Origin of the sequence: Pantoea sp. MT58, assembly GCF_014495885.1 — a bacterium.
In the GTDB taxonomy this organism is placed as follows: Bacteria; Pseudomonadota; Gammaproteobacteria; order Enterobacterales; family Enterobacteriaceae; genus Pantoea; species Pantoea eucalypti.
Window position 1 is genome coordinate 2,793,380 of record NZ_CP061083.1, and the last position, 16,508, is coordinate 2,809,887.

At 59.4% G+C, this 16,508-nt stretch carries 16 protein-coding genes; 7 read left to right on the forward strand and 9 right to left on the reverse strand.

Annotation, left to right across the window (positions count from 1 at the left end):
- Positions 1-61: 61 nt before the first annotated feature.
- Positions 62-721: a glutamine ABC transporter permease GlnP gene (gene glnP / locus IAI47_RS13205; RefSeq protein WP_003851740.1), complete on the forward strand. Its 660-nt coding sequence runs from the start codon at positions 62-64 to the stop codon at positions 719-721.
- The gene (gene glnQ / locus IAI47_RS13210) at positions 718-1,440 is read left to right on the forward strand and encodes a glutamine ABC transporter ATP-binding protein GlnQ (RefSeq protein WP_003851741.1); all 723 of its coding nucleotides are present in this window, start codon (positions 718-720) and stop codon (positions 1,438-1,440) included. Before glnP ends, glnQ begins: the two co-directional genes overlap by 4 nt.
- A 75-nt stretch (positions 1,441-1,515) precedes the next feature.
- Here glnQ and rlmF read toward each other — a convergent pair whose 3' ends face one another.
- Positions 1,516-2,448: a 23S rRNA (adenine(1618)-N(6))-methyltransferase RlmF gene (gene rlmF / locus IAI47_RS13215; RefSeq protein ID WP_008925093.1), complete on the reverse strand. Its 933-nt coding sequence runs from the start codon at positions 2,446-2,448 to the stop codon at positions 1,516-1,518.
- A gap of 141 nt (positions 2,449-2,589) precedes the next feature.
- On the opposite strand from rlmF, the gene IAI47_RS13220 reads away from it, so the two are divergent.
- Entirely contained in the window at positions 2,590-3,222 is a 633-nt protein-coding gene (locus IAI47_RS13220; protein WP_003851743.1) for a flavin reductase family protein, read from the forward strand.
- Between the two features lie 3 nt (positions 3,223-3,225).
- Here IAI47_RS13220 and hutH (IAI47_RS13225) read toward each other — a convergent pair whose 3' ends face one another.
- The 7 genes from hutH (IAI47_RS13225) to hutI form a co-directional block, all read right to left on the reverse strand.
- Positions 3,226-4,731: a histidine ammonia-lyase gene (gene hutH, locus IAI47_RS13225; protein ID WP_033743015.1), complete on the reverse strand. Its 1,506-nt coding sequence runs from the start codon at positions 4,729-4,731 to the stop codon at positions 3,226-3,228.
- A gap of 8 nt (positions 4,732-4,739) precedes the next feature.
- Complete coding sequence (locus tag IAI47_RS13230; RefSeq protein WP_003851746.1) at positions 4,740-5,534, reverse strand: ABC transporter ATP-binding protein; 795 nt, start codon at positions 5,532-5,534, stop codon at positions 4,740-4,742.
- Positions 5,527-6,267 carry an ABC transporter permease gene (locus IAI47_RS13235; protein WP_008925091.1) on the reverse strand — a complete coding sequence of 247 codons (741 nt, stop codon included), beginning with the start codon at positions 6,265-6,267 and terminating at the stop codon, positions 5,527-5,529. Before IAI47_RS13235 ends, IAI47_RS13230 begins: the two co-directional genes overlap by 8 nt.
- An 8-nt stretch (positions 6,268-6,275) precedes the next feature.
- On the reverse strand, positions 6,276-6,995 hold the full coding sequence (locus tag IAI47_RS13240; protein WP_003851749.1) for an ABC transporter permease: 720 nt from the start codon (positions 6,993-6,995) through the stop codon (positions 6,276-6,278).
- A gap of 12 nt (positions 6,996-7,007) precedes the next feature.
- The gene (locus tag IAI47_RS13245) at positions 7,008-7,856 is read right to left on the reverse strand and encodes a transporter substrate-binding domain-containing protein (protein WP_008925090.1); all 849 of its coding nucleotides are present in this window, start codon (positions 7,854-7,856) and stop codon (positions 7,008-7,010) included.
- A gap of 307 nt (positions 7,857-8,163) precedes the next feature.
- Positions 8,164-8,955, reverse strand: a complete 792-nt coding sequence (hutG, locus tag IAI47_RS13250) for an N-formylglutamate deformylase (RefSeq protein ID WP_008925089.1) — start codon at positions 8,953-8,955, stop codon at positions 8,164-8,166.
- Positions 8,952-10,169 carry an imidazolonepropionase gene (gene hutI / locus IAI47_RS13255; protein ID WP_008925088.1) on the reverse strand — a complete coding sequence of 406 codons (1,218 nt, stop codon included), beginning with the start codon at positions 10,167-10,169 and terminating at the stop codon, positions 8,952-8,954. The genes hutG and hutI overlap by 4 nt, the downstream gene beginning before the upstream one ends.
- Before the next feature lie 80 nt (positions 10,170-10,249).
- On the opposite strand from hutI, the gene IAI47_RS13260 reads away from it, so the two are divergent.
- Together IAI47_RS13260 and IAI47_RS13265 are read left to right on the forward strand one after the other, a co-directional pair.
- A complete protein-coding gene (locus IAI47_RS13260; RefSeq protein WP_008925087.1) occupies positions 10,250-11,605 on the forward strand; it encodes a formimidoylglutamate deiminase in 1,356 nt (451 codons plus the stop codon).
- Positions 11,602-12,144, forward strand: a complete 543-nt coding sequence (locus IAI47_RS13265; RefSeq protein WP_008925086.1) for a HutD family protein — start codon at positions 11,602-11,604, stop codon at positions 12,142-12,144. Before IAI47_RS13260 ends, IAI47_RS13265 begins: the two co-directional genes overlap by 4 nt.
- Here the strand turns inward: IAI47_RS13265 and hutC are convergent.
- Positions 12,128-12,883 carry a histidine utilization repressor gene (hutC, locus tag IAI47_RS13270; protein ID WP_008925085.1) on the reverse strand — a complete coding sequence of 252 codons (756 nt, stop codon included), beginning with the start codon at positions 12,881-12,883 and terminating at the stop codon, positions 12,128-12,130. The genes IAI47_RS13265 and hutC overlap by 17 nt on opposite strands.
- A 326-nt stretch (positions 12,884-13,209) precedes the next feature.
- Between hutC and hutH (IAI47_RS13275) the strand changes: the two genes are divergently transcribed.
- Both hutH (IAI47_RS13275) and hutU read left to right on the forward strand, forming a co-directional pair.
- Positions 13,210-14,760, forward strand: coding sequence for a histidine ammonia-lyase (gene hutH, locus IAI47_RS13275; RefSeq protein WP_008925084.1), 1,551 nt, complete (start codon positions 13,210-13,212; stop codon positions 14,758-14,760).
- A 15-nt stretch (positions 14,761-14,775) separates the two neighbouring features.
- Complete coding sequence (gene hutU, locus IAI47_RS13280) at positions 14,776-16,461, forward strand: urocanate hydratase (RefSeq protein WP_003851765.1); 1,686 nt, start codon at positions 14,776-14,778, stop codon at positions 16,459-16,461.
- The last annotated feature ends 47 nt before the right edge of the window (positions 16,462-16,508 follow it).

Sequence of the window (16,508 nt, forward strand, 5' to 3'; positions counted from 1 at the left end):
GATTTCAGCAGGGAAACTTTTTCCCTGCTTTTTTCCATCGCAACATATCTGGAGTGACACCATGGAGTTTGACTGGAGCGTCATCTGGCCCGCCATGCCAGCGCTGCTTGAAGGCGCTAAACTGACTTTAATAATCTCTGTTATTGGACTGGTTGGCGGCCTGTTTATCGGGCTGATTGCCGGTTTTGCCCGCGCTTACGGCGGCTGGATCACCAATAACATCGCACTGGTGTTTATCGAAATTATCCGCGGCACCCCTATCGTGGTGCAGGTGATGTTCATCTACTTTGCTCTGCCGATGGCGTTCCCCGACCTGCGCATTGATCCCTTCAGCGCAGCGGTAGTGACCATCATGATTAACTCTGGCGCTTATATCGCGGAGATTACGCGTGGTGCCGTGCTGTCGATTAATAAGGGCTTCCGCGAAGCCGGACTGGCGCTTGGCCTGTCGAGCCGTGAGACGCTGCGCTACGTGATTATGCCGCTGGCGCTGCGCCGTATGCTGCCACCGCTGGGCAACCAGTGGATTGTCAGCATCAAAGATACCTCGCTGTTTATCGTTATTGGTGTGGCTGAACTGACGCGTCAGGGTCAGGAGATTATTGCCGGTAACTTCCGCGCTCTGGAAATCTGGAGCGCCGTCGCGATCATCTATCTGGTGATTACGCTGGTGCTGAGCTTTGTGCTGCGCCGCATTGAGAAAAGGGTGAAAATCCTGTGATTGAATTTAAAGATGTCTCCAAGCATTTTGGCCAGACCCAGGTGCTGCACAATATTGATCTGAAGATTAACCAGGGCGAAGTGGTGGTGATTATCGGCCCATCCGGTTCCGGTAAATCCACCCTTTTACGCTGCATTAACAAGCTGGAAGAGATCACCAGCGGCGAGCTGATTGTTGATGGCCTGCGCGTGAATGACCCGAAAGTTGATGACCGCCTGATTCGTCAGGAAGCGGGCATGGTATTCCAGCAGTTTCATCTGTTCCCACAGATGAGTGCGCTGGACAACGTTGCCTTTGGTCCTATCCGGGTGCGTGGCGCCAGTAAAGAAGCGGCACGCCAGCTGGCGCGTGAGTTGCTGGGCAAAGTGGGCCTGGCAGAGCGTGCACATCATTTTCCGTCTGAGCTGTCCGGCGGCCAGCAGCAGCGCGTGGCGATTGCCCGTGCGCTGGCGGTTAAGCCAAAGATGATGCTGTTCGATGAGCCAACCTCAGCGCTGGACCCGGAACTGCGTCATGAAGTCCTTAAAGTGATGCAGGATCTGGCGGAAGAAGGCATGACGATGGTGATTGTGACGCATGAAGTGGGCTTTGCACAGAAGGTCGCCTCGCGCCTGATCTTTATTGATAAAGGCCGGATTGCGGAAGATGGCGATCCTGACAGCCTGATCAGCAATCCACCCAGTGACCGTCTGCGCGAATTCCTGCAGCACGTCTCCTGATCAAAACGGGCCGCTAAGCGGCCCGTTTTTTTATGCCCCTGGCCGCAGTAATAGCGTGCCTGCACCGGGAAAACCCTAACTTCCCAGACGACTCAGCAGTTTGCTGCGCGGTGCGGCAGGCATAAAACTCCACGCCAGAAAGCGGCTCTGTTTCTGACCCTGGGCCATGTTCACCACCCGCACTTCAGCAACGTCGAGCGCCTGCAGCTGCTTTTCCAGTGCCGGCAAGTTCTCTTTGCGCGACACCAGCGAGGTAAACCAGCCGATCTGACGACCCAGCGCCACGCTCTCGGCGATCATCTTGCCGATAAACGCCTTTTCGCCACCGGGATACCACAGCTCATTGTGCTGCCCGCCAAAGTTAAGTGGCGCACTCTTGTCCAGTCCGAGATTGCGGACCTTGCGCTGCGAACCTGCCACTGCCTCATCCGGCGACGCGTGGAATGGCGGATTACACATCACCGCGCTGAAGAATTCCGTTTTGCTGACCACACCCGCCAGCACCGCATCGCTGTTTTTCTGACGACGCAGACGGATCTGGCGCGTCAGGCGTGGGTTAGCCGCAACGATGCGGTTAGCGGCTTTGATGGCGGCGTCATCAATTTCGGTGCCGGTAAAGCGCCAGCCATATTCTGCCGCACCAATCAGTGGATAGATGCAGTTTGCGCCGCAGCCAACATCGAGAATGTCCGCCATCGGGATAACGCCGTTGTTATCCAGCGCCAGCAGATCGGCCAGGTAGTGCAGATAATCGGCGCGTCCCGGTACCGGCGGGCAGAGTGAGCCGGGAGAAAGCTGCCAGTCGATGTCGTAAAAGAGTTTGATCAGCGCCTGGTTCAGCAGCATCACCGCCTCCGGGTCCGCAAAATCCACGGACTTCACGCCATAACCATTAGGCCGGACTTTAGCCTTCAGCGGCGGATGAGCAGCGGTTAACGCGGCAAAATCGTATTCGCCCTGATGGCGATTGCGGGCGTGGAAGGGCGACGTGCTGGCTGACTTTTTCATACGTTCTCTCAATTATTCAGGCGCGCGTACAATACGCTGTAGGCGGCGGAAAATAAACCCGCACCATCCGCTTACCGCTTTCCGATTCCGTCGGGTGATGCTGTCGGGCTAAGATAAATAAAATCACCTGCTGGAGACGTTATGACCCGGAAACGCTATTCCTATGAACCCCGTGCTGGTCACGGTCTGCCCCACGATCCGCTCAACGCCATTATCGGACCACGACCAATCGGCTGGATTAGCTCTGTCAGCGCCAGCGGCCAGCGCAATCTGGCCCCTTACAGCTTCTTTAACTGCTTCAACTATCATCCGCCAATTATCGGTTTCGCCAGCAGCGGCTGGAAAGACAGCGTGCAGAACATTGCGGACACCAAAGAGTTTGTCTGGAACCTGGCTACCCGCCCGCTGGCCGAAGCGATGAACGAAAGTTCCGCTTCGCTGCCAGCCGATCAGGATGAGTTTGCCTTTGCAGGGTTAACACCACTGGCGGCATCACAGGTTGGTGCCAGTCTGGTGGCGGAAAGCCCGGTCAACTTTGAGTGTCGTCTGACCCAGCTGATTCAGTTGCAGGATGCCAGTGGCAATCTGGTCGACAGCTGGCTGGTGCTGGGTGAAGCGGTCGCGATCCACATCGATGAATCGCTGCTGGAAGCGGGCATTTATCAGACCGCAAAAGCCGAACCGATACTTCGTGCAGGTGGTCCCAGCGCCTATTACGGCATCAGTGAAGCGCAGCGCTTTGATTTAGTCCGTCCGGACGCACGCCGCAAATAATCCTCACCCCACAAGCGCATCGGTCCGGTGCGCCCTTATCTGCGCCACCGCACAGGCGATGTCGGGCGCCAGCCAGCGATCCTGCTGCCAGCGTTCAACCACCTGCCGCAGATGCTGCCAGGCGCGCCGCGTGCCGGCTGCCAGCTGTGATTCACCGTGAAACTCCAGCGCCTGCGCCGCCAGCAGATATTCAATCGCGATGATGTGATCGACGTTGCTGACCAGCTTCAGCAGCTTTAACGCCGAACCGGTGCCAAGACTGACGTGATCCTCCTGTAATCCTGAAGTGACATAGTTGTCGAGTACCGCAGGCTGCGCCAGCTGACGGTTTTCCGCGCAGAGTGAGGCCGCGACGTACTGCGCAATCATCATGCCAGAATTGACGCCAGGCTCGGCCACCAAAAACGGCGGCAGGCCACTGACCAGCGGGTTTACCAGCCGATCCAGCCGTCGTTCGGCAATACTCCCGAGCTCCGCCAGCGCAATCGCCAGCAGGTCACAGGCCATCGCCACCGATTCACCGTGCGGATGTGACTGTGACACCACGCGCCACTCCTGCGGCGTGCCCAGAATCAGCGGATTGTCGGTACAGGCGTTGAGTTCAGTCTCCACCTGACGTGCGGCGTGATCAAACTGATCGCGGCAGGCGCCGTGCACCTGCGGCATCGACCGCAGACTCATCGCATCCTGAGTGCGGATGCCGACGCTCGCGTTCAGCAGCGGGCTGTCACTCAGCAACTGGCGCAGACGTTCACCACTGCACTGTATTCCCGGGCTGGCCTTGAGTGCCAGCACCTCTGGATCAAACGCCACCAGCTGACCGCGCAGCGCTTCAAAACTCATTGCGCCTGTCACATCCGCCCAGTCCAGCAGACGCCCGGCATCGTCCAGCGCCAGGCAGGCTAAGCCGGTCATGCAAGGCGTGCCGTTGACCAGGCTCAATCCCTCTTTGGCACCTGGCCGGTAAGGCGCTAAGCCTGCCTGGGCCAGCGCCTGCTGCGCGGGCATGATTTCGCCGTGCCACTCCACCTCGCCGATGCCGATCAGGGCCAGACCGATATGCGCCATATGGGTCAGATAGCCCACCGATCCCTGGGACGGAACCTGAGGGGTAATCTGCAGATTCAGTAGCGCCAGCAGCTGCTGCACCAGCGCCACTGACACACCCGATTTGCCATGACTGTAGTTGGCAATCGCGGCACACAGAATGGCGCGGACCTCCGCTTTTTTAAGCACCGGCCCGACACCACAGGCATGGCTCAGTAAGGTATTGCGCGACAGCTGGCTCAGTTCATCTTCGGAAAGAGTAATGTTGCACAACGCCCCTAATCCGGTATTAATGCCGTAGGCTACCTGCCCCGCCGCGACGATGTTGCCGACGATTTCACGGCTCCGGGCAATTCGCTGCCAGGCGCTGTCGCTCAGCGTCAGTGTCGCGCCATGCCGGGCGACCTTCACCAGCTCCTGCCATTTAAGCGGACCATCGCCCCAGACCCGCGTCTGACTCATGACGTCGCTCATACCACCGGCTCCACCTGATGATGGCTGGAAATAAACTGCTTAAAGCGCGCCGATCCCGCCTCGCCGAACATCGCCTCTGGCGTGCCCTGACAATCAATCGTGCCCTGATGCATAAACACGACCCGGTTTGAGACGTTGCGGGCAAAGCCCATCTCGTGCGTGACCACCAGCATGGTGCGCCCCTCTTCGGCCAGGCTGCGCATCACCTTCAGCACCTCACCCACCAGTTCCGGATCCAGTGCCGATGTCGGTTCATCAAACAGCATCACCTCCGGGTCCATCGCCAGCGCGCGGGCGATCGCCACCCGCTGCTGCTGGCCGCCCGAAAGCTGAGCGGGATAGAAGTCTTTGCGATTCAGCAGGCCAACCCGATCCAGCAGCTGTTCTGCCTGAGCGATGCAGGCTTTTTTATCGCGCTTCAGCACGTAGTGCGGCCCTTCAATAACGTTTTGCAGTACGGTGAGATGCGACCAGAGATTAAAGCTCTGAAACACCATCCCCAGCCGGGAACGCAGCCGTTCAATCTGACGCGGGTTAGCCGCCAGCTGGTGCCCGCGTGCATGACGCTTCATCTCAATGGTTTCACCGCCCACGCTGACGACGCCAGAATCAGGCGTCTCCAGCAGGTTGATACAGCGCAGCAGCGTACTTTTACCGGAGCCGCTGGCACCGAGAATAGAGATGACATCGCCCTGATGCGCCTGCAGCGAGATGCCCTTCAGCACCTCCATCGCACCAAAGGATTTATGGATATCGCTGGCCGACAGCGTGACAGGTGGCAGTTCAGACATTTTTTTCTCCTCCGGGGATCGGCTTAGCGGCCGGTAACGGCTTTTTTTCCGGTTTATGAACCGGTGTCAGACGCCGCTCCAGCAGGGCATACAGTTGAACAATGATGAAGTTGAGGATCAGATAGATCGCCGCCGCACAGAGAAACACCTCCATGGTGCGGTAAGTACGCTGGATAATCTGCTGCGCGACCCCGGTGACATCCCACACCGTCACCAGACTCGCCAGCGCGGTTGATTTCACCAGCAGAATCGCTTCGGTGGAGTACGCAGGCAGCGCATAACGCAGCATCACCGGCGCGATAATGCGCCGCAGCAGCAGGCCGCGCGACATGCCGCATGCCATCCCCGCTTCCACCTGACCGGGCGGGACCGCCAGCAGCGCGCCGCGCAGGATCTCCGCCGTGTAGGCGGCGGTACAGAGGGACAGGGCCAGCACCGCGCAGGTAAAAGGCTCACGCAGAAACGGCCAGAAGACGCTGTGGCGGATCACCCCAAACTGTCCCAGCCCGTAGTAGATCAGGAACAACTGAATCATCAGCGGCGAGCCGCGAAACACCAGAATGTAGCCGCGGGCGAATGCACTCAGCAGCCGCCAGCGGCTCATGCGCAGCGCCAGAATACCGACCGCCAGCACGCCCCCGCAGAGAAAGGCGCTGATAAACAGGCCGAGCGTGACCGGCAGCGCCGCGCTGAGTTTCAGGAAGGTGTCAGTAAGGAACGCAAAATCAATCATAACTCTCCTTAATGCTGTGCAGCGGTGCGGCTTTGCCAGGCGCGACCCAGACGGGATTCGGCGCGCAGAAAGGCGCGATTCGACAGCAGCGTCAGCAGCAGATAACAGGCACCGCCCACCAGGTAAAAGGAGAAGTAGTCCCGGGTAGAACCGGCTGCTATCTGGCTGGCCCGCATGAGCTCGACAATGCCGGTCACCGATACCAGCGCGGAATCTTTCAGGCTCATCTGCCAGACGTTAGACAGGCCGGGCAGCGCATAGCGCGCCACCTGCGGCAACAGGATACGTTGCCGGATGCGCCAGCGCGGCATGCCAATGGCGACGGCGGCTTCGATCTCCCCTTTCGCCAGAGCCAGCCGCGCGGCACGATAGACTTCCGCCTGGTAAGAGCCGGAGATAAGCCCGATCGCCAATGCCCCGATCAGAAACGGCGGCGCTTCGATAAAACCGTCTGCGCCAAACAGTTGTCCGATCTGCGTGATCAGTCCCGATCCACCGAAGTAGAACAGGTAGATCACCAGCAATTCAGGGATACCCCGAAAGATCACCGAGTAGCTTTCACCCAGCCAGCGTACCGCCCGGTGCGGGGATAACTTTGCGGCGGCCACGCCCGATCCCACCACCGCGCCGACCAGCAGCGCGCAAAACGACAGCAGCAACGTGGTCAGCGTGGCACTCAGAATCAACCGTCCCCAGCCGTCCGGGCCAAAACTCAGCAGGCTTATCATCAGTTACCTCACTCAGGGTGTGACGTCAGTTTTGAACCACTTCTCACTCAGCTTTTTCACTGTGCCATCGGCCAGCGCGGCTTTAATCGCCTGATCCAGTCGGGCTTTCAGATCGTTGTCGGCCATGCGTACACCCATCGCCTCGCCCTCACCCCAGATTGGGCCGCCCAGCTGAGGACCGCTGAAACTGAGGTTGCGGTTATCCGGTCGTGCCAGCATCGACTGCGCGAACGTCACATCGTCAAACACCGCATCAATGCGTCCGGCCTGCAAATCAAGAATCGCATCGGCTGAGCTGGTGTATTCACGCACATCCGCCACCCCTTTGAAGTATTTGTCGATAAACGGCGTATAGACCGTGCCAGAGGCGATACCAATCGTTTTGCCCTTCAGCGCTGCTTTCAGGGGTGCGATGGCAGGCTCAATGGTTTTTTCATCGTCAGTGAGTTTGATGATCTTGCTGTCAGCGGGCAGCAGTGACCCTTTTACCGTGATAAAGGTGGCGGGTGTTGAGGCGTAAGGCACGGTGAAATTCACCACTTTTTTGCGGTCGGGCGTAATCACAATCGCATCCATGATGACGTCATATTTTCCGGCATTCAGTCCGGCGATCATCCCATCCCAGTTCTGCACCACCAGCTTGCACTGGATCGCCATGCGCTGGCAGAGATCCGCCATCAGCTCCGGTTCGAAACCGCCCAGCTTGCCGCCCGGCAGGGTGAGGTTCCAGGGTTCATAACTGCCTTCAGTGGCAATGGTGATCGACTTCCACTCTTTAGCCTGGGCGCTGACGCCACAGAGCAGCAAACTGGAAACCAGCGTAGTAAGACATAAACGACGAAGAGTCAGAGGGTGTGTCATACGGTTCTCCTGAAGTAGCGGCCTGGTGATCGCCCTGATGAGATTTAACATAAACCCCACAAGATGATATGTCATGTATATACAAGTTAACGCAACGCAGTTCATTGCCGGCTTTTTCATTTTGTGAGCCAGACGGAATTTATTCAGATAGAGCACGCACTGCAGTACTTGTACATACAACCAAGCAAAGGTTATGCCAGCTCTGAAAAAGCGAAGAATGGAGGCGGTAGCAAGGGAGCAGCCACACAGGCTGCCCTCACCTGCACCCGATTAGCGCAGCGCTGCACCGGCGTGGCGCATCGCTGATTTACTGCGGTTTAGCCTGCGCCAGCATGGCATGAATCATCGCCTTCAGCACTTTCTGTAACTGAGCGGCACGCGCCTGCTGCCAGGCGTAAGGAGGCATCTCATCCATGTAGTTGAGCTGCGCCAGCTCCAGCTGGACGGCTTCAATATGCTGCTGCGGCTGTCCATAAGCGCGGGTGATGTAGCCGCCTTTAAAGCGTCCGTTAATCACCCAGCTGTAGTCGTTCTGTGCGCTGCATACTGCTTCAATCGCCGCGCTCATGGCAGGTGTACAGCTTGCACCGTCGTTGGTGCCAACATTGATATCGGGCAGACGGCCCTCAAACAGGCGGGGAATTTCGCTGGCGATGGAGTGAGCATCAAACAGCAGCGCATAACCATGCAGCGCTTTAAGCCGCGCCAGCTCCTGCTGAATCTGCTGATGATAAGGCTGCCAGATCTGATCGATGTAGCCCTGACGCGCCGTGGCATCAGGCGTTTTACCTGGCGCAAAGGTCGGCGTGCCGTCGAACAGCGTTTCCGGGAACAGGCCAGTGGTGGCCGTCGTGTAGAGCGGCTGGTTATCGGGCGGACGGTTAAGATCAACCACAAAACGGGAGTAGCGGCCAATTAACACGCTGGCCCCGAGGTCACGCACAAAATCATACAGCAGCGGGATATGCCAGTCGGTGTCAGGCAGGCCGCGCGCGGCCTCACTTAATCCAGCCTCCACGTCGGGTGTCAGGTCGGTCCCGGCGTGAGGAATGCTGACCAGCAGCGGCAGGCTGCCCTGGGTGAAATAGAAAGGGTTCATTGTGGTTCTCCACGATAAATAACGTTACAGGGCAGCTCACCACCCAGCCAGTAAACCAGTTCCGCGGGACGAGCCAGCGGCCAGTGCACGAAGTTTGCCACTTTTCCCGCCTCCAGCGAGCCGTGACTGTCAGCCAGCCCCAGCGCTTTTGCTCCCCACAGGGTGACGCCCGCCAGCGCCTCTTCCGGTGTCATGCCAAACAGCGTGCAACCCATGTTGAGCATCAGGCGCAGCGACAGCGCAGGCGAGGTGCCTGGATTCGCATCGCTGGCCAGTGCCATCGGCACCCCATGTCGCCGGAAGCTTTCCACCGGCGGGCGCTGGGTCTCACGCAGCAGGTAAAACGCACCAGGCAGCAGCACCGCGACGGTGCCATGCTCTGCCATCACCCTGGCATCCTCTTCCGTGGCGTATTCAAGATGGTCCGCAGAGAGTGCGCCGTAGCGCGCCGCCAGTGCTGCGCCCCCCAGTGCCGAAAGCTGTTCCGCATGCAATTTCACCGGCATACCCAGCGCCACCGCCCGGTCAAACACCCGCGCCACCTGCGCAGGGGAAAAGGCGAGATGCTCACAGAACGCATCCACCGCATCCGCCAGCCCCAGCGCCTTCACCTGCGGCAGGAGTCGATCGCAGATGATATCGACCCAGCTATCCGGGTCGTGCTTAAACTCCGGCGGAAAGGCATGTGCTGCCAGACAGGTGGCACGCACATCGGCGGACACGCTCTCTCCCAGCTGGCGAATCGCCCGCAGCATCCGCAGTTCGCTCTCTTCATCCAGACCATAGCCGGACTTAATCTCCACGGTGGTGACGCCTTCGGCCAGCAGCCGATCAAGCCGCCAGCGAGCCGACGCCACCAGCTCCTCTTCCGTGGCCGCGCGGGTGGCGCGCACGGTGGAGAGAATACCGCCGCCCTGCGCGGCGATCTCTGCGTAGCTGACGCCATTCAGGCGCTGTTCAAACTCCTGGCTGCGGTCGCCGCCAAACACCAGATGGGTATGACAATCCACCAGCCCAGGCGTCACGATGCCGCCTGGCAGTTGATGATGCTGATCGGCGACGAACGCGGGCATCTCCGCCTGCGGGCCCACCCATACCAGTTTACCTGCCCGCACCACCAGCGCGCCTTGCGGAATCAGATGGTACTTTCCGCCACGCATGGTAACCAGGTCGGCCCCGGTCCATACCGTATCTACACGCATCTCTTCTGCCATCGCTGCCTAAGCCTCCACCGTTTACACTGTGCCTCAAAGTATGTATATGTATATACAACCACATCCGGAGAGGATCAACCATGGTAACTTTTTTTGCCCCGCGTGCACTGCTGGCAGAGGGCTGGCAGCAGCAGGTTCGTATCACAGTTAATCAGGCGGGTTTTATCGATGCCATTGCTCCGGATAGCCATGCGGAGAATGCTGTCCAGCTCAACGGCGAGGTAATTCCGGCGATCGCCAACCTGCACTCGCATGCGTTCCAGCGTGCCATGGCGGGGCTGGCAGAAGTCGCGGGCGATCCTCAGGACAGCTTCTGGACCTGGCGGGATTTGATGTACCGCATGGTGCAGCGCCTGACACCCCGGCAGGTGGGCGATATTGCCGCCCTGCTCTACATCGAAATGCTGAAGGGCGGCTACACCCAGGTGGCGGAGTTTCACTATCTGCATCACGACCCCAGCGGCGCACCCTATGGTGATGATGCGATGCTGCAACAGCTGATCGAGGCGGCGGAGATCGCCGGTATCGGTCAGACCCTGCTGCCGGTGCTCTACAGCTACAGCGGCTTTGGCAGTCAGCCTGCAACGGCGGGTCAGAAACGTTTTATCCAGCAGACCGACCAGTATCTGCAACAGCAGGCGCGGCTGGAGGAGTGGCAGCAGCAGCGGCCACTGCTGAATCGTGGCCTCTGTTTCCATTCGCTGCGGGCAGTAAGTGAAAGTCAGATGCACGACGTGCTGGCGGCCAGCGATCCTGGGCTGCCGGTCCATATCCATGTGGCTGAACAGCAGAAAGAGGTCAATGATTCACTGGCGTGGAGCGGCGAACGGCCGGTTGCCTGGCTGCTTAACCGCTTTAACGTGGATACGCGCTGGTGTCTGATCCACGCCACGCATCTGGATGAGAGCGAACTGTCACGCCTTGCCCGCAGCGGTGCGGTGGCGGGTCTCTGCCCGACCACCGAAGCCAACCTCGGTGACGGCATTTTTCCGGCGGTGGAGTATATCGCGCAGGGCGGACGCTGGGGCATTGGCTCCGACAGTCACGTCTCGCTGAGCACCCAGGAAGAGCTGCGCTGGCTGGAGTATGCGCAGCGCCTGCGCGACCAGCGCCGCAACCGAATCACCCTGCCTGACCAGCCCTCGGTAGGCGATCTGCTTTGGCAACAGGCTGCAGCAGGGGGTGCGCAGGCGTGCGGCATTCAGCAGGGTACGCTGGCGGTGGGACAACGTGCTGACTGGCTGGTGCTGCGTGATGAGGCATGGCTCGGCAGCGTGGAATCACACGCCGTAATGAACCGCTGGCTGTTTGCCGGACAGCGCGATCAGATTCGCGACGTCTATGTTGCAGGTAAAGCCGTGGTGAAAGATGGCGTGCATCCGCACCAGGCAGCGTGTGCCGCACGCTTTGCTCAGGCAATGGCGGCGCTGCGATGATCGCCCGGTTCGCATATGCCGATCTGGCAGTCAGCCGCTGGCGCAACGGTGGCGGTGAGACCCGTGAGATTATCAGTTTCCCGCCCGGCGCAGATCGCTTTGGCTGGCGCGCCAGTATTGCGACCCTGGCGCAGGATGGCCCCTTCTCTCCCTTTCCGGAGATTGATCGGGTTATCACCCTGCTGCACGGCGATCCGGTGTTGTTAACCGCGCCCGGCGTGCAGCATCTGTTGACGCCGCAAAAGCCGTGGGCGTTTGCCGGCGAACTCGCCTTAACGGCACAACTGCAGGGCAGCGTCAGCGAAGATTTTAATATCATGACGCGACGTGGTGAATGGCAGGCAACGGTGGAGGTGGTGACCACAGAGGTCAGCGCGCTGCATGGCGTCGCCTGGGTGCTGGCTGGCGCATGGCAGACGGCTGACGGAGAAAAGCTGAGCGCGCAACAGGGGACGTGGTGGGTCGATGATGAGACACAACTCAGCCCGTGTGACACGGATGCCCGGCTGCTGTTTACCCGACTTAACCGTGTCCTCTGAAGCGGCCCAGCAGTTTGTAACGTGAGCCGGGATAGAGCAATCGCGCATAGGTCACGATTTTCATGTCGCTCCAGGTCTGACGGCGAATCAGCAGGCAGGGTTCGTGCTCATCCAGCGACAAATGCTTACGCTGACGCGCATCGGGCAGCACCGCTTCAACGATGTGCTCACCCGCCGTCAGCGGCGCGACCCGCATGAGATAGGTGTACGGCGTCATCTTCTCATAATCCTGCGTCAGGTAGTCGGGCGCGACCAGCGGATTGACCAGACGATCCTCCAGCTGCACCGGCAGATCGTTTTCGTAGTGCACAATCAGCGAATGGAAGAGCGTCTGCCCGGTAGTGAGACCCAGTACGGCCGCCTGCTCGGGATCGGCTTTGTTCTGACCGAGGGTAAGGATTTTTGCGCTGTGCTGATGACCGCGCTGGGCAATCTCATCGGCGATGTTATGCACCTCCAGCATGGCGGTGTAGCCTTTCATCTCCGCCACAAAGGTCCCGACACCCTGCATCCGCACCAGAAATCCCTCACTGGTGAGCTCACGCAGCGCCCGGTTAATGGTCATGCGACTGACGCCCAGTTCATTGACCAGTTCACTTTCTGATGGCACACGCTGATTCGCTTTCCACAACCCTTCACGAATCTGGCTGACAATGGCCTGTTTCACCCGCTGATAGATCGGTGCAGGTTCATCGCTCATTGCCGCCGCCAGTTGTGCCAGTGCCGTATGCTCAACCATTTGCTGTTCCTTATGCTGAAAGTCCCCTGAGTTTACTGTCTCACTGCGTGAATGTATATACATCCAGCAGAGCACGCGATGCTCCGATGGTGCAGCCTCCGCATCCTGATGGTGCAGCTTCTCCCACATGCTAAACACCCGACCCGCAGCACATGGAGATTCGATTTTTGTGATCGGCCTGGCACGTCCTTTGCTTCCTTTGCTTGATTGTATAGACAAGCATAGACAAGATTTAATGCTTATGTTTCACTCGAATTATCCCGCTGGTTCAGGGCAAGGGAAGCAGCTTCGCCACACCAGCACACTTGTATCGACAGGAGTAGGCTATGTCAGGTTCGTTTCAGGCATTGCGCCTGGTGCCAGGCGAGGTGGACCTCGCCACATTACGCGCTATCTATCAGGGTAATGTCACATTAAGTCTCGATGAGCATGCGCGTCAGGCGATTGCAGCGGCGCAGCAAACCGTAGATGCCATTGTCGCCTCCGGTAACGTGGTGTATGGCATTAATACCGGCTTCGGCAAACTGGCGCAGACCCAAATTCCGGCCAGCCGGCTGGCGGATCTGCAGCGTAATCTGGTGTTGTCACACAGCGTCGGACTGGGCGATCTGCTGCCCGACAATGTCACCCGGCTGGTGGTCGCAACCAAAATCATCAGTCTGGCGCGCGGTCACTCTGGCGTGCGAATCGAACTCGTTGAGGCGCTGCTTGCCCTGTTTAACGCGGGTGTGATGCCCTGCATCCCGGAAAAAGGCTCTGTCGGGGCTTCTGGCGATTTGGCGCCGCTGGCGCACATGTCGCTGATGCTGCTGGGTGAAGGTCAGGTACGGCTCGCTGGTAAGCTGATCCCGGCAACAGAAGGACTGGCAAGCGTCGGCCTGTCGCCGTTTGTGCTCGGTCCAAAAGAAGGACTGGCGCTGCTCAATGGCACCCAGGTTTCGACTGCGCTGGCGCTGCGTGGCCTGTTTGAAGGTGAAAATCTGTTTGCTGCCGGTCTGATGGCGGGTGCGCTCTCGCTGGAGGCGATCAAAGGCTCGCTGAAACCGTTCGACGCCCGTATTCATAAAGCGCGTGGTCAGCAGGGCCAGATTGCGGTCGCCGCCGCCGTCAGCGCTCTGATAGAGGGCAGTGAAATTCTGCAGTCGCATACCCATTGCGGCCGCGTGCAGGACCCCTACTCCATCCGCTGCGTGCCGCAGGTGATGGGTGCCTGCCTGGACAATTTCAGCCACGCGGCGCGGATTCTGGAAATCGAAGCAAACGCAGCCTCGGACAACCCGCTGGTGTTCAGCGACAGCGGCGATGTGATCTCCGGCGGCAACTTCCACGCCGAACCCGTGGCCTTTGCCGCAGATATCCTGGCGCTGGCCATTGCTGAAGTCGGCGCCATCTCCGAGCGGCGCCTGGCGCTGCTGCTGGACAGCGGCTTATCTGGCCTGCCGCCTTTCCTGGTGCGTGACGGTGGCGTGAACTCTGGCTTTATGATCGCCCAGGTCACCGCCGCCGCGCTCGCCTCTGAGAACAAATCGCTGGCCCATCCGGGCAGCGTAGACAGTCTGCCGACCTCCGCTAACCAGGAGGATCACGTCTCAATGGCGACCTATGCCGCCCGCCGTCTCGGCAGCATGTGCTTTAACAGCGCCGCGGTGGTCGGTATTGAAGCGATGGCCGCCGCGCAGGGTATTGAATTTAACCGGCCGCTGAAAAGCTCTGTGCTGATTGAGCAGGCCATCGACACCATTCGCGAGCAGGTCGCTTTCCTTGAGGAAGATCGCCTGCTGGCACCCGATATCGAGGCCATGCGTCAGTGGGCAAGTCGCGCTGACTGGCCTCAGGCATTGACCGCGCTGCTGCCGAGCATGCACCCAACTTCTTGAATTAAGGAATCTCTTATGAGCGAAACTCTTTCTCAGGCTGTGGCACGTGAAATTCGTGCGCCACATGGCACCACACTGCACTGCGCTAACTGGCTGATTGAAGCGGCTTACCGCATGATTCAGAACAACCTCGATCCCGATGTGGCCGAGCGGCCGGAAGATCTGGTGGTTTACGGCGGCATCGGTAAAGCAGCGCGAAACTGGGCATGCTTCGAGCAGATCCTGCGTTCGCTGCGGGCGCTGCAACCGGATGAGACGCTGCTGATCCAGAGCGGCAAACCGGTCGGCATCTTCCGCACCCACGCGGATGCGCCGCGCGTCCTGCTGGCGAACTCTAATCTGGTGCCACACTGGGCGACCTGGGATCACTTTCACGAGCTGGATAAAGCGGGCCTGATGATGTACGGCCAGATGACCGCCGGTTCCTGGATCTATATCGGTGCACAGGGCATCGTGCAGGGCACCTATGAAACCTTTGTGGAAGCGGGACGTCAGCACTATAACAACGACCTCAGCGGACGCTGGATTCTCACCGCCGGGCTGGGCGGCATGGGCGGTGCGCAACCGCTGGCGGGTGTGCTGGCCGGTGCCTGCGTACTGGCGATTGAGTGCCAGGAGTCACGCATCGATTTCCGTCTGCGTACCCGCTACGTAGACTACAAAGCCACCACGCTGGACGAAGCGCTGGCCATCATCAGCGAAGCCACTGCTGCGAAAAAAGCGATTTCAGTCGGGCTGCTGGGCAATGCCGCTGAAATCCTGCCAGAGCTGGTGAAACGCGCCCGGGCGGGCGGGCCGAAGCCGGACATCGTGACCGACCAGACGTCGGCACATGACCCAATAAATGGTTATCTGCCGATTGGCTGGGATCTGGCGCGCTGGCAACAGGCGCGCGTTTCACAGCCGAAAGCGGTTGAGAAAGCCGCGCGTGCCTCTATGGCGGTTCACGTCCAGGCGATGCTCGACTTCTGTCATATGGGTATTCCGACCGTGGATTACGGCAACAACATCCGTCAGGTAGCGCTGGATGAGGGTGTCAGCAACGCCTTCGACTTCCCTGGCTTTGTACCGGCCTATATCCGTCCGCTGTTCTGTGAAGGCAAAGGCCCGTTCCGCTGGGTGGCGTTGTCAGGCGACCCGGAGGATATCTACAAGACCGATGCCAAACTTAAAGAGCTGTTCCCGCACCACAAAACGCTGCATCGCTGGCTTGATATGGCGCAGGAGCGCATCGCTTTCCAGGGCCTGCCGGCACGTATCTGCTGGCTGGGACTGGGTGAGCGACACCTTGCCGGTCTGGCGTTCAATGAAATGGTGCGCAACGGCGAGCTGAAAGCGCCGGTGGTCATTGGCCGCGACCATCTCGACTGCGGTTCAGTTGCCTCACCAAACCGCGAGACCGAAGCGATGAAAGATGGCTCGGATGCGGTCTCTGACTGGCCGCTGCTTAACGCGCTGCTGAATACCGCGGGCGGCGCGACCTGGGTCAGCCTGCATCATGGCGGCGGTGTCGGCATGGGCTTCTCGCAGCACTCTGGCGTAGTGATTGTTGCCGATGGCAGCAAAGAGGCCGATGCGCGTCTGGGTCGTGTGTTATGGAATGACCCGGCCACCGGTGTCATGCGTCACGCCGATGCAGGTTATGAGCTGGCGCAGAGCTGTGCTGCAGAGCACGGCCTGAACCTGCCAATGCAAAAATAGTCTGATATCGTTCACTACACGGGGCGCGCTGTGGCCTGCCCCGTTTT